At 58.6% G+C, this 13,587-nt stretch carries 8 protein-coding genes and 2 tRNA genes; 3 read left to right on the forward strand and 7 right to left on the reverse strand.

Translation table 11 applies throughout. From position 1 onward, the window contains the following. Positions 1 to 136: 136 nt before the first annotated feature. Together ACOQOQ_RS13240 and ACOQOQ_RS13245 are read right to left on the reverse strand one after the other, a co-directional pair. Positions 137 to 2,401, reverse strand: coding sequence for a Hint domain-containing protein (locus tag ACOQOQ_RS13240; protein ID WP_420567457.1), 2,265 nt, complete (start codon positions 2,399 to 2,401; stop codon positions 137 to 139). An 892-nt stretch (positions 2,402 to 3,293) separates the two neighbouring features. Then, positions 3,294 to 3,377: transfer RNA gene (locus ACOQOQ_RS13245), tRNA-Leu, on the reverse strand. Between the two features lie 118 nt (positions 3,378 to 3,495). Between ACOQOQ_RS13245 and ACOQOQ_RS13250 the strand changes: the two genes are divergently transcribed. Together ACOQOQ_RS13250 and ACOQOQ_RS13255 are read left to right on the forward strand one after the other, a co-directional pair. Next, positions 3,496 to 4,074 carry a YqaA family protein gene (locus ACOQOQ_RS13250; RefSeq protein ID WP_420567458.1) on the forward strand — a complete coding sequence of 193 codons (579 nt, stop codon included), beginning with the start codon at positions 3,496 to 3,498 and terminating at the stop codon, positions 4,072 to 4,074. Continuing rightward, entirely contained in the window at positions 4,071 to 4,529 is a 459-nt protein-coding gene (locus ACOQOQ_RS13255; protein ID WP_420567459.1) for a disulfide bond formation protein B, read from the forward strand. The genes ACOQOQ_RS13250 and ACOQOQ_RS13255 overlap by 4 nt, the downstream gene beginning before the upstream one ends. A gap of 123 nt (positions 4,530 to 4,652) precedes the next feature. Here the strand turns inward: ACOQOQ_RS13255 and ACOQOQ_RS13260 are convergent, their stop codons facing one another. Both ACOQOQ_RS13260 and ACOQOQ_RS13265 read right to left on the reverse strand, forming a co-directional pair. Continuing rightward, positions 4,653 to 8,336, reverse strand: a complete 3,684-nt coding sequence (locus ACOQOQ_RS13260) for a vitamin B12-dependent ribonucleotide reductase (protein ID WP_420567460.1) — start codon at positions 8,334 to 8,336, stop codon at positions 4,653 to 4,655. Positions 8,337 to 9,047: 711 nt separating this feature from the next. After that, positions 9,048 to 11,837: a bifunctional aconitate hydratase 2/2-methylisocitrate dehydratase gene (locus ACOQOQ_RS13265; protein ID WP_420567461.1), complete on the reverse strand. Its 2,790-nt coding sequence runs from the start codon at positions 11,835 to 11,837 to the stop codon at positions 9,048 to 9,050. A 235-nt stretch (positions 11,838 to 12,072) separates the two neighbouring features. On the opposite strand from ACOQOQ_RS13265, the gene ACOQOQ_RS13270 reads away from it, so the two are divergent. Next, on the forward strand, positions 12,073 to 12,321 hold the full coding sequence (locus ACOQOQ_RS13270; protein WP_420567462.1) for a hypothetical protein: 249 nt from the start codon (positions 12,073 to 12,075) through the stop codon (positions 12,319 to 12,321). 80 nt (positions 12,322 to 12,401) lie between these two features. Here ACOQOQ_RS13270 and ACOQOQ_RS13275 read toward each other — a convergent pair. From ACOQOQ_RS13275 to ACOQOQ_RS13285, 3 genes are all read right to left on the reverse strand, one after another. Then, positions 12,402 to 12,478: transfer RNA gene (locus ACOQOQ_RS13275), tRNA-Pro, on the reverse strand. Positions 12,479 to 12,546: 68 nt separating this feature from the next. Beyond that, positions 12,547 to 13,035: a DUF192 domain-containing protein gene (locus tag ACOQOQ_RS13280; protein ID WP_420567463.1), complete on the reverse strand. Its 489-nt coding sequence runs from the start codon at positions 13,033 to 13,035 to the stop codon at positions 12,547 to 12,549. Further along, positions 13,032 to 13,571, reverse strand: a complete 540-nt coding sequence (locus tag ACOQOQ_RS13285; RefSeq protein ID WP_420567464.1) for a cold-shock protein — start codon at positions 13,569 to 13,571, stop codon at positions 13,032 to 13,034. The genes ACOQOQ_RS13280 and ACOQOQ_RS13285 overlap by 4 nt, the downstream gene beginning before the upstream one ends. Positions 13,572 to 13,587 lie beyond the last annotated feature (16 nt).

Consider the following 13,587-nt stretch of genomic DNA (forward strand, 5'->3'; position numbering starts at 1 on the left):
CCAAGATCGTCATTTTTCCACGACCAAAACCCGCCCTGCATCGCAGAGACGGGTCCTGATCCCATTAGGCGCAGCCCCGCGCCCACAGGATTATCCACCCGGACCGTACCGGGTGGACGCTGCAATCTGTGTTTGATCAGCCGTTGATCAGCAGGCGGGCTTCATAGCCCTTCAGCGAGCGGCGCGCCGCGCTGTAGTCGCTGATACCTTGCTGCGTGGCCAGCTCGGGGAACAGTTCCAGGATCTCCTGGCGCTGCGCATCGTCGATGCCGTTCAGCGTATAGTCACCGGGCTGGAAGCTTTCGGTCCAGGCGCCATCCGACAGAACGACCTCGTGGCGGTCGAACATGAAGTGGATGTAGGTGGTGCCCATCACGTCCACGTTGTGGATACCATCCATACCGACCAGATGCTTGGCGGCGGCCAGCACTTCGCGCTCTTCGAAATACAAAGCGGATTTGCTGCTGTTCACCAGCATACGGTGGTTCGGCGAGACCATCATGTCACGTTCCGGCAGACCGTTGCCCAAGGCGCCAGCCTTGATCAGCACGGGCTTGAGGTGCGGATTACGCGCCAGCTCAAGGCCAGACATCTGCTTGGCCCCGACCCAGCGGATTTCCTGAATGCCGTTGTCGCGGGTGATGATTTTATCACCCTCTTTCAGCTCTTCCACCAGACGCGCGCCCTGAGGCGTGGCAATCACGGTTCCCGGCGTGAAACAGGGCACGATTTCTTCGATGTTTTCGAAGGTCGCGGTGTCGATCACGTTGCCGTCGCCGTCAAGGAACTCGATGGTGCCGTCAAAGCCGTTGCCATCGCTGTCCACGGTCGTGGTGCCAATGCGGGTATTGCCGCCGGTCAGGTACAGAGTGTCCCAGTCATCGCCGGCCGACCCGCCCGAGACATGCTCGCCCGGATTGATGCCGATGATCACGTCACGATCTGCGCCACCGTCAATTGCGTCGACGCCCGCACCACCGATCAGGGTGTCAGCACCGTCGCCACCGATCAGGGTGTCGTCGCCGTTGCCACCAATCAGCGAGTCCTCGTCAATCTGGCCATCCAGATAGTCGTTGCCCGCGTCGCCGTACAGCGTGTCATCGTCATCGGCGCCATAGATGGTGTCATTGCCAGTCTCACCGTGGATCAAATCCTGACCGTTGTCAGGCACCAGATCCACGCTGTCGGGAATGTTCACAGCGTCAGGAAAACTTGGGTCCAGGCCACCATAGATCAGGTCATTGCCCGAACCTGCATTGATGGTGTCCGAACCCTCGCCACCGATGATGGTGTCATGGCCGCTGCCGCCGTCAATCAGGTCGGCATCAATACCGCCATCGATGAAGTCAGATCCACGAGCACCCATAATGGTGTCCGCGTCGTCACCACCAAAGATCACGTCGCCGCCATCGCCACCGTCGATATAGTCACGGTTGTTGTCCGGATCCGCGTCCGAGCCGTACAGCCCCGGATAACCAAGATCGGGCAGATCGCTCAGGTCGGTTACAGTGTCGTCGCCATAGATCACATCGCGGTTGTCTCCGCCTTCGATCACGTCGTTGCCGTCACCGCCATAGATGGTGTCTTCGCCCTCGCCCCCCAGAATGGTGTCATCGCCGTCATATGCGATGATGATGTCATCATCGGGATCGTTGCCGGGGAAGATGTTGTCGTCATTGTCGACAAAATCGCCATCTGGATCACCGTCATACGAGGTGTCGATCAGGTCGTCGCCGTCGGAACCCATCACGATGCCGTCACGCTCGGGCTCGGGCTCGCAATCATCGGTGGTCTCGAAATGCACGTCGCTGACATAGACGCGCTGACCGCCATCGCCCTCGTTGGCGTACAGGATTTCAATCCGCGACACGGGGCCGGCGATATCCACCAGAACCGAAGCCTCGCCATCGGTGGCGTCATAACTGGTGCCGCTGCCGCTCATGGTGTCGCCAGTGGTGCTTACGCCGCTTCCCGGGGTCAGGGTCACGTCAATCGCGTTACCATCGGCGTCATATGCGCGTACGGTGACCACATCCAGCATGGACTGGCCAGCGTTGGTGTAGGGATCGGTGCCCGCGTCAATGTCCGAAATACGGAAGCTGACGTTCTGCACTTCATCGCCATAGGCATCATTGCTGGACGAGAAATCAAGAGTGGTGACCGAGGTCTGGTCCGTGCCGCCCTCGCCGCCCAGGCCCAGCAGTTTCAGAACCGAGTTGGGATCGAAATCCTCGCCGGGGCCAACATAAGTGTCGGTGTCCATGACGTAGGCTTCGGCGCCCTCGTCCACGGGCGTAAAGGTAATATCAACCGTCACACCACCGGTATCGACGCTCGTGCTTGGCGAAACCGCAGAATTCACCGGGCCCAGATCGCCCCAATCCAAAAACAACTCAGCCATTATTACCTCTTTCACCCGCGCACACGTCCATGGGAAATCCATGCAGACAAGACGTGTGGCAAAAGCCCTTCTGTGTTCACGCGGTCCAAGAAATGCACGAAGCCAACCCGGCCCAATCGCAGAAAATGTCCTGCTTGGGCCTTACCTTTGCAGCGCCTCCATTCCCCCCCGGTCATGGTTTTGCGCCTATTTGGCAGCTTCGCATCGCCTTGGATGCGCATCGGTTTGCGTGGCCGCCCCCGGCCATCAGACTTCGCCCCCCAGTCGGGCTTTGGTCAAACATACCCTATGCAATTGTGTTCAAAAAAGACGGCATTTCCCAGAAATCGCCCTGTTTTGACCAAATTTGCCTAAATCTAATCGGGCATTTGCAGTGAATTTGGAAAATATCAAAGGCGAATTTGACACCTATTTCGCGTTAACCGGGGATTAATGTCAGTAAATGCGGCGCATTTCCCCCATAGGATGAACCATGGCAGGCAAATTCTTGGTTACTTGTTGATATTTCAGAAACAATGACACATTTGGGCGGTCCGCCGAAAACATGACATATTTTCGCCCAAATTGGGCAATCCGCAGCCATGACTGTCGCTTAGCAGGAACCAATCGTCGCCATTTACAAGCATTGGTAATCATCCGGGAGATCCAGGCAAAACTGAATCAAGAACAAACCCGCCGAATCATAGGGGATCGCCCTGCCTCCCCACTGCATCGAGCTTGCTTCCTTTTGCTTTTTCATGACGCCTCGCCCGGCCCGTCGATTCTTTGATACCAGGCACTGACCCGACAACCGGAGAATTGTTGTGCGCAAGCCGCGACTGACCTAATCAGATCAGCATCGCTGCAATTTAACAAACAAATCGAAAAATGCGGAAAGCCTTGAAGGTCAAGGTGGTACCCAAGGCCGGACTCGAACCGGCACGCCTTGCGGCGGGGGATTTTGAATCCCCTGCGTCTACCATTCCGCCACTTGGGCACGTTTCCTTCGTCTACCCAACAGCTGCGCCCGCGTCCAGACTGAAAACGCATAGATTCTCATGTTGACCTTGCCTTGCAGCCATGGCGTAACAGGGCAAACCGGACAGGAGCGCCCGATGATCAAGGGACTGTACAATTGGACCATGTCCTTGGCCCAACATCCGCGCGCCCTTTGGCTGCTGGCGGCTATCTCGTTCATCGAGGCATCGGTCTTTCCGATCCCGCCGGACGTTTTGATGATTCCGATGATCCTGGCCCGCCCTTCGCGCGCGTGGCTGATCGCGGGGATTGCGTTGATCTCGTCTGTCGCGGGCGGATTGCTTGGATACCTGATCGGCGCCCAATTCTATGACCTGATCGGCCGCCCGATCCTGGAAACCATGGGCAAGGCCGACGCAATGGCCGAGTTCAACACTCGTTTCAACGATTTCGGCTTCTGGCCGGTGCTGATTGCGGGCATTACCCCCTTCCCCTTCAAGGTCATCACCATCATGTCCGGCTGGACCGGGCTGCCGCTTGTGACATTCGTGGTGACCTCGATCATCGCGCGCGGGCTGCGGTTCTTTATCGTCGCCGCCCTGTTGTGGAAATTCGGCGCACCCATTCGTGATTTCATCGAGCGTCGATTGGGCTTGATGTTCACCCTTTTCGTGCTCATCCTACTGGGTGGCTTCTACGTGGTGAAATACCTATGACACTCAACCGTAATACACTGATTTCATTGGCATCTGCTGGGTCTGCGGGCCTGCTGGGCGGGGCTTTCGTGTTCCAGTTCCTGGGCTTTGCCCCCTGCGCGATGTGCCTTTGGCAGCGCTGGCCGCATGGCGCCGCAATTGCGATCGGGATCATTGCGCTAATAACCGCACCAACCCGGCTGCTGGCTTGGCTGGGCGCCTTGGCCGCCGGCACGACCGGCGCAATTGGCGTCTATCACACCGGGGTCGAGCGTGATTGGTGGGAAGGCCCCAGCAGTTGCACCGGCACCGGAGGGCTGGATGCGGGCAACCTGCTGGACATGACGGGCCCCAAACTGGTGCTGTGTGACCAGGTCGCATGGGATCTGTTCGGCGTTTCCATGGCCAGCTGGAATGCGATCTTCTCGTTCGGACTGATGGCAATCTGGATCCTGGCCGCCCGCACCAAATCCTAAAGAAAAGGCCCCCTGAATTCAGGGGGCCAGTTTCGCCGCTCAAGCTCAATCATTGTTACCGCTCGGTGTTTTTGCCTGCGGCCTGAGCGTCGTTCGGGGCAGACGCATCCGCCCCGTGACTGTTTAGCTACATCCCGAGGTCGCCCCGCAGGTGTTGCATTTCATACAGGTGCCGTTGCGCACCAAAGTGTAGTTTCCGCAATCGCCACAGGCCTCGCCTTCATAGCCCTGCATCTTGGCCTTGGCCCGCGCGTCCATGGAGACGGCCCCGGTGCTGACGGCGGTCGTTGTGGACAGCGCTGCAGTCTCGACAACCGTGCCCATGGTTTCAGGCACCAGCGCCTGCAAGGCAGCCTCGGGATTCGAACCTCCAAACGCCATGCCGCCAACGGACTGACCGCCCTGCAGAACCACCAGTTCTTGCGGCAGACGCTTGCGCAGATAGCCGGTCGAGCTGATCTGTTTCAGCACTTCAAGGCTGCGGTTGGCTGCGGTTTCGCTGATTTCCTCGACGTTTGAAACACCTTCCTCGACCCCGCGGCCCAGATCGTCAAACGATGCGCCCTGCGGCTTCACATGGGCCAGGTCCGTGCGATCCAGATAGGACACGGCCAGTTCGCGGAAGATATAATCCAGGATCGACGTGGCATTCTTGATCGAGTCGTTGCCCTGCACGATGCCCGCAGGTTCGAATTTCGTGAAGGTGAAGGCATCCACGAACTCTTCCAGCGGCACGCCATATTGCAGGCCCACTGACACCGCGATGGCGAAGTTGTTCATCATCGCACGGAAGCCAGCGCCCTCTTTGTGCATGTCGATGAAGATCTCGCCAAGGCTACCGTCCTCGTATTCGCCGGTGCGCAGATACACTTTGTGCCCGCCAACGACGGCCTTCTGGGTATAGCCTTTGCGGCGCTCGGGCATCTTTTCGCGGTGGCTGCGGACCATTTCCTTGACCACAACCTTTTCGACGATTTTCTCGGCCAGAACGGCGGCTTTTTCCTGGGTCGAGCCGCTTTCCAGAATCTCGGCGGCCTCGTCGTCATCCTCGATCAGCGCGGCGGCCAAAGGCTGCGACAGCTTCGAGCCATCGCGGTACAAGGCGTTCGCCTTGATGCCCATCTGCCAAGACCGTTCATAGGCAGCCTGACAATCCTCGATCGTGGCATCGTTGGGCATGTTGATCGTCTTGGAGATCGCCCCCGAGATGAACGACTGCGCCGCCGCCATCATGTCGATGTGGCTGTTCACCGACAAGAAGCGTTTACCTTTCTTGCCGCAGGGATTGGCGCAATCGAAGATCGCGTAGTGCTTTTCGTCCAGATGCGGCGCGCCTTCCAGCGTCATGGTGCCACAAACGTGGTCATTCGCGGCCTCGATGTCGGACCTGGAGTATCCAAGGTGCCGCAGCACGTCGAAGGTCGGGTCGTTCAGCTGCTCGGCCGAGATTTTCAGCACGTTCTGGCAGAACTCCGCGCCCAGGGTCCACTGGTTGAACACGAAACGGATGTCAAAGGCGCTGCCCAGGGCCTCTTCGACCTTGTTCAGCTCGTTTTCAGTGAACCCGTGCTGCATCAGGGTGGAGTGGTTGATCCCCGGCGCGTTGCCGATGGTGCCGTGCCCCACTGCGTAGCTGACGATTTCCTCGATCTGGGCGCTGGAATAACCCAGCTTCTCCAGCGCGGCGGGAACCGAGCGGTTGATGATCTTGAAATAGCCACCCCCGGCCAGTTTCTTGAACTTCACCAGCGCGAAATCAGGCTCGATCCCGGTGGTGTCGCAATCCATAACCAGACCGATGGTGCCGGTGGGGGCAATCACACTGACCTGAGCGTTGCGGAACCCGTTCTGCTCGCCCAGTTTCAGCGCCTCGTCCCAGGCGGTCATGGCCAGCTCGGCCAGACGCTGATCAGGCACGTTGGACAGGTCCAGCGGGACGGGCTTAACGTCCAGCCCATCGTACCCCTCGGCCGCGCCATAGGCGGCGGTGCGGTGGTTGCGAATGACGCGCAGCATGTGGTCCTTGTTGCGGGCATAGCCGTCGAACGGGCCCAGCTCTCCGGCCATTTCGGCGCTGGTGGCATAGGAGACACCGGTCATGATCGCGGTCAGCGAAGCACCAAGCGCCCTGCCCTCGTCACTGTCATAGCTGAAGCCCATGTTCATCAGCAGACCGCCGATGTTGGCATAGCCCAGACCCAAGGTGCGGAAGTCATAGGACAGCTGCGCGATTTCCTTGGAGGGGAACTGCGCCATCATCACGCTGATTTCCAGCGTTACGGTCCACAGGCGGGTGGCGTGCATGTAATCCTCGGCCTGGAACTCTCCGTCCTTCAGGAAGGTCAGCAGGTTCATCGAGGCCAGGTTACAAGCGGTATCGTCCAGGAACATGTATTCCGAGCACGGGTTGGATCCGCGGATCGCACCATCTTCGGGGCATGTGTGCCAGGCGTTGACGGTATCGTGGAACTGAATGCCCGGATCGGCGCAGGCCCAAGCGGCGTGGCCGATATCTTCCCACAGGTCACGCGCTTTGACGGTCTTGGCAACCGCGCCATCGGTGCGGCGCAGCAGTTCCCAATCACTGTCGTCCTTCACTGCCTTCAGGAAGGCATCGGTGACACGGACCGAGTTGTTCGAGTTCTGACCCGAAACCGATGCATAAGCCTCGGAATCCCAATCGGTGTCATAGGTCGGGAATTCGATGCTGTCATAGCCCTGTTTGGCATAGTCCAGCACACGTTTCACATAAGTTTCAGGGATTTGCACCTTGCGGGCACTGCGGATCGCCGTTTTCAGTGTGGCGTTCTTGGCAGGGTCCACCGCGTCCTCGGTGCTGCCATCCCATTCACGGATTGCTCCGAAAATCTCGTTCAGGCGTTCCTCGTGCATTTTGGACCCGGCAACGATGCTGGCGACCTTCTGCTCTTCCTTGACCTTCCAGTTCACGAATTCTTCGATATCGGGGTGATCGACGTCACAGATCACCATCTTGGCTGCGCGGCGGGTGGTACCGCCCGATTTGATCGCGCCCGCAGCGCGGTCGCCGATTTTCAGGAACCCCATCAGACCCGAGGATTTCCCACCGCCCGACAGCGGCTCGTCCGCGGCACGCAGGCTGGAGAAGTTGGTGCCCGTGCCCGAGCCGTATTTGAACAGACGCGCTTCGCGGACCCACAGGTCCATGATGCCACCATCGCCCACCAGGTCGTCAGCAACCGACTGGATGAAACAGGCGTGCGGCTGCGGATGCTCGTAAGCGCTGGAGGATTTGGTAAGGGTCTTGGTTTCGTGATCGACGTAGTAATGACCCTGGCTGGGACCATCGATGCCATAGGCCCAATGCAGGCCGGTGTTGAACCACTGGGGCGAGTTCGGCGCGGCCTTCTGCGTGGCCAGCATGAACCGCATTTCATCATAATAGGCGCGCGCGTCTTCCTCGGTCGAAAAATAGCCGCCCTTCCAGCCCCAATAGGCCCAGGCGCCCGCCAGACGATCGAATACCTGCTTGGCGCTGGTCTCGCCGGTTTTTTCGGTGGTTTTGGTCGCGGGAACCGAGCGCCACAGGAACTCGGGCACACCCTTTTCCTTGACCTTCTTCAATTTGGCCGGAACACCAGCCTTGCGAAAGTATTTCTGCGCAATCACATCCGAAGCCACCTGGCTCCAGCTTTGCGGCACCTCGACCTCGTCCAGACGGAAAACGATGGACCCGTCCGGATTGCGGATTTCCGACACGGTGGTGATAAAATCCAGATCGTCGTAAGCGTCCTGCCCGGCCTTGGTAAATTTTCTTTCGATTTTCATGTGCGCTGCCCCATACTTCAGCATTCAATCCCTGCCAGCTGCCGATTGACCTTGCGGTCCTGATCGGGCGTTGCGTCGGGCAAAAGCTCATCAGCCCGGTCACGAATAACCGGGGCTCTGTGGGCCTAATGACCCTGATGTACGAAACTTACGTCCCTGCGCTACCGCCACTATATCTTGTGCGTTATCCGGCTGGCTCCCACAATCTGGCGTATCACCCTCTAGACGGTCAACGGATTTTTTTACGAAAATTTTGGCTTTTGGGTGTTGACCCAGTGCAGGTTCCGCAATCGGGTGATTCAACAAGTTAACCGCTGGTTAATGCAGCCTGTGGGCATCCTTGTGGACAGCTGAAATTTTCCCTTGGTTCTGGCTGGTTTAGCGGACACGGTTCCTGCAGCACTTCAGCTATGCTGCGGCGTAGAAAGGATTTTCTGCACCTGCGAAGTGATTTCCAAAATAAATTCGCCCACGTCCACCACATCTTGTGGGAACCCGAATCAAGGACGCAAAATGACCGAATATTGAGCAATCTTCGTGTCCCATAGAAATATGACGACATGGTGAAGAAAGCAGCGAGATTCGCGCCAACGCCCCTATGACCAATGCAGGTGCCGCTAGATTTTCCTCAGCTGTGAACAGCCGGACTAAACAAAAGAAATGGGCGCCACCGTTCCTGGTGACGCCCATTCTTACAAGACTTTCAGTCCCTTAGAAGTGCACGGAACGTGCGGTTCCTGGGATTTCTTTTGGGGGTGCGAACTTGGTCAGGTCGATGCCTTCGACGGCGGTTTTGTACTCTTCCAGGGTCGGGGTGCGGCCCAGGATGGCTGACAGGACCACGACCGGGGTCGAGGCCAGCAGGGATTCGCCTTTCTTGTCGGGGGCATCGCCCACCACGCGGCCCTGGAACAGGCGGGTCGAGGTGGCCAGGACGGTGTCGCCCTTGGCAGCCTTTTCCTGGTTGCCCATGCACAGGTTACAGCCCGGACGCTCCAGGTACAGGATGTTCTCGTACTCGGTGCGGGCGTTGGTTTTCGGCGCCGCGTCGTCGAACTCGAAGCCCGAGTATTTCTCCAGAACTTCCCAGTCGCCCTCTTCCTTCAGCTCATCGATGATGTTGTAGGTCGGGGCGGCCACGACCAGCGGGGCCTTGAACTCGACCTTGCCGGTGGCTTTTTCCAGGTTCTTGAGCATCTGCGCCACGATTTTCATGTCGCCCTTGTGCACCATGCACGAGCCGACAAAGCCCAGGTCCACATGCTTTTCAGCCTTGTAGTACGAGATCGGGCGGATCGTGTCATGGGTATAGCGCTTGGACACGTCGATGTTGTTGACGTCCGGGTCCGCGATCATCGGTTCGACGATCTGGTCCAGATCGACCACGACCTCGGCAAAATACTTGGCGTTGGCATCCGGCGTCAGGGCCGGCTTTTCACCCGACCTGATCTCGGCGATCCGCTTGTCCGCCTTGGCGATCAGACCAGCCAGCAGCTGTGCCTCGTTGTCCATGCCCTTGTCGATCATGATCTGGATGCGGCTCTTGGCCAGTTCCAGAGACCCGATCAGCGTCTCGTCATTCGAGATACAGACCGAAGCCTTGGCTTTCATCTCGGCGGTCCAGTCGGTGAAGGTAAAGGCCTGGTCGGCCAGCAGGGTGCCGATATGCACTTCGATCACCCGACCCTGGAAGACGTTGTCGCCATGCTGCGCCAGCATCTGCGCCTGGGTGGCGTGCACCACGTCGCGGAAGTCCATGTGATCGGCCATCTGGCCCTTGAAGGTCACCTTGACCGATTCCGGGATCGGCATCGACGCCTCGCCGGTGGCCAGCGCCAGCGCCACGGTGCCACTGTCCGCACCAAAGGCTACGCCCTTGGACATACGGGTGTGGCTGTCGCCGCCGATGATGATGTCCCAGTCATCCACGGTGATGTCGTTCAGCACCTTGTGAATCACGTCGGTCATCGCGTGGTATTTATCTTTGGGATCGCGCGCCGTGATCAGGCCAAAGGAGTTCATGAAGGCCATCAGCTTGGGGATGTTGGCCTGTGCCTTCAGGTCCCAAACCGACGCGGTGTGACAGCCCGACTGGTACCCAACGTCCAGCGAGGGCGAGATCACGGTGGCCGCCATGGCCTCCAGTTCCTGCGCGGTCATCGGGCCGGTGGTGTCCTGGCTGCCAACAACGTTCACCTGAACACGCACGTCCGAGCCAGCATGCAGCGTCTTGCCCGGGGTCGCGCCGCGGGCGTTGCGGTTGAAGATCTTCTCGACCGCGGTCAGGCCCTGGCCTTCGATCGATACTTCTTTCGACGGCGCGTAGGCCGATTTCAGGTCCTGGCCCAGGGCCTCGGCTGCGAATGTCTGCAGCTTCTTGCCAAAGACCACGGCGTAGGAACCGCCAGCCTTGATGAACTCGACCTTCTGAGGGGTCAGCGAGGACGAGATGTCGACCAGCTCGGTGCCGTCGGCGTCGTACAGTTTCTTGTCCTTGGTGTTGATGGTCAGAACCTTGCCGGTCTCAACCGAATAGGCCTGCTCCAGCACCGGATCGCCATTGTCATCCAGAACGGTGTTGCCGTCCGCGTCGACCTTCTTGACCCAGTTCTTCAGGTCAATGCCGATGCCGCCGGTCACGCCAACGGTGGTCAGGAAGATCGGCGAGATGCCGTTGGTGCCGGCCACAACGGGGGCGATGTTCACGAAGGGAACATAGGGGCTGGCCTGTTTGCCGGTCCACAGCGCCACGTTGTTCACACCAGACATCCGCGACGAGCCAACACCCATCGTGCCTTTTTCCGCGATCAGCATGACGCGGGCGCCGGGGTTGGCCTCTTGCAGGGCAACGATTTCACCCTGAGCTTCGGGGGTGATCATGCACTTGCCATGCAACTCGCGGTCAGCACGGCTGTGGGCCTCGGCGCCGGGCGACAGAAGGTCGGTCGAGATATCACCCTCGGCGGCGATATAGGTGACAACCTTGATCTCTTCATCGATGTCCGGCAGCTTGGTGAAGAACTCGGCCTTGGCATAGCTGTCCAGGATATCGGTCGCCACGGCATTGCCTGCGGCGTGGGCCTCGGACAGGCGATCCATGTCCGCTTCGTACAGGAATACCTGGGTCTTCAGAACCTCGGCTGCCTGACCGGCCAGCGCCGCATCATCCCCAAGCGCCACATCCAGCAGAACCGCAATCGAGGGGCCGCCCTTCATGTGCGACAAAAGCTCGAACGCGAAATCAGGCGTGATCTCGGCAACAGTCTCGGTGCCAAGAATGATGTCCTTCAAAAACGCCGCCTTCACAACGGCCGCGCTCGTGGTGCCGGGCAGCGTGTTGTAAATGAAATGCTGCAAAGAGTCCGCGCGATACTCGTTCCCGGTATCCTTGATCTGCGCGATCAACGCCCCAACCAGGGCACCATCGTCGATAGGCTTGGGATGCAATCCCTGATCTTTACGGGTCTCGATCTCGGTAAGGTAATCTGTGTACAAGCTCATGTTGATTCCTACGAATTAGTGCCGGGTCAAGGCCTGGGCGGCTGGCAAATATGTCTTCCGAGTCGCATCAGGCAATTTTGTATGCCGCTGTATACCAAATTTGCATTTTCTACAAGAGCCACCAGACATACGGCGACCGATCCCTGGGTAAAACCAGGCTTCAGCCGGGCGATCCTACCTCTTCCAACAGGACTGACAGAATAAGACTTGCGCCCTTCTCGACGGGATCGATTTCATGTCTTCCGCCGTGGCGTTCGGCTTCCGTTGCAGCAATGGGCTGGCGTTGATGCTACGCTCGAAGGTTTTGCATATGCCGCGCGAGGCCTTTGGCTTCCAACTGGTCAAACATCCACATATCACGCGGCCCATCGGGATTCTCAGTCGCAACGGTCAAACCGCCACCAAATCAGAAGAGACCTTCAAAGCAATCCTTCGAAGATTCGCGACTGAAACCAGATCGCAGTTTCAAACCGGCAATCTGTGACGTCAACTTGGTCAGGAGAACCCCGAACAGAATATCAGTGAATGGCAAACGGCCACGCTGTCACAATATTCTTGGAAGGATGGTCGGGGCGGCGAGATTCGAACTCACGACCCCCTGTACCCAAAACAGGTGCGCTACCAGACTGCGCTACGCCCCGGACCGTTCGTTCCACATAGCCGCCCCTGCCGGGATTGAAAAGCCAAAAAAGAGCGCACAAGCACGATCTTATCTGCACGGCCAAGCAGCGCGGCTGGCCTCGACCGAAGGGTGACGCATCAGGCTGCCCGTAGCGATGCCCAAACGCTTGGCCATGCCAGCATTCAGCTCGAGCACAAACTTGATGTCATCGCCCCCAGGGATCGGAGTTTCATCCAACGGAACGGCATTTTCGTGGATCCGAGTCACGATGCCTGCCTCGTTCAGGAAAAACATGTCCAAAGGGATATAGGTGTCGCGCATCCAGAATGATACGCGCTGCGCGCTGGGATAGACGAACAGCATTCCTGCCATCCGGGGCATCTTTTCGCGATACATCAGGCCCACGGCGCGCTCGGATGCAGTGTCTGCCACCTCGACGGCAAAGCGCGCCTGCCCCCAGTCGCCCTTCAAAAAGACGGTCTCGGTCCGGCATTCGGCCATCGCCAAGGCGGGCGCCAGAAAACAAAAGGCCAACAGCCACAGGGCGCGTTTTATTTGACGCCCCACTTGGCTCATTCGGCGTCCTTGAATTTAACGGCGGCTTCCCATGCAAGGATCTCGGTGGCCATACGGCCGCGCTGGCCCTCGATCACCCGCAGGCCCACGGCCTCGCCGGGTTGCAGATCGGCCAATCCCGAGCGGCGCAACACCTCGATATGCACGAACACATCTTCCGGGCGGCCAAAGATGTTGGCAAAGCCAAACCCCTTGCCCTTGTCGAACCATTTCACCCGGCCCGGTTCCATCGGTGCGTTGCGCATCACTTCGGGATCGATATCCTCGAAATCTGCCAAGGCAGAGCCTTCGGTGGCTTTCGGAGGTTCAATCACATAAACCTCGATGGCTTGCACACCGCGACCGGTCTCTTGAACCGAAATCTCGATATACGCGCCATCCGCAACCGAGCTTTGCCCGAAATTGCGCAATACGTTAGCGTGCAACAGAATATCAGGCCCACCGCTTTCCGCGACTACAAAACCAAACCCCTTTACAGGGTCAAACCATTTAACGTGCCCGTGTACCCTGCGTTCGCCGTCTTCTTCAGTCTTCACAGCGTTGGTACCCAAA

The sequence above is a fragment of the Thalassovita sp. genome, assembly GCF_965218685.1.
Classification (GTDB): Bacteria; Pseudomonadota; Alphaproteobacteria; order Rhodobacterales; family Rhodobacteraceae; genus Thalassobius.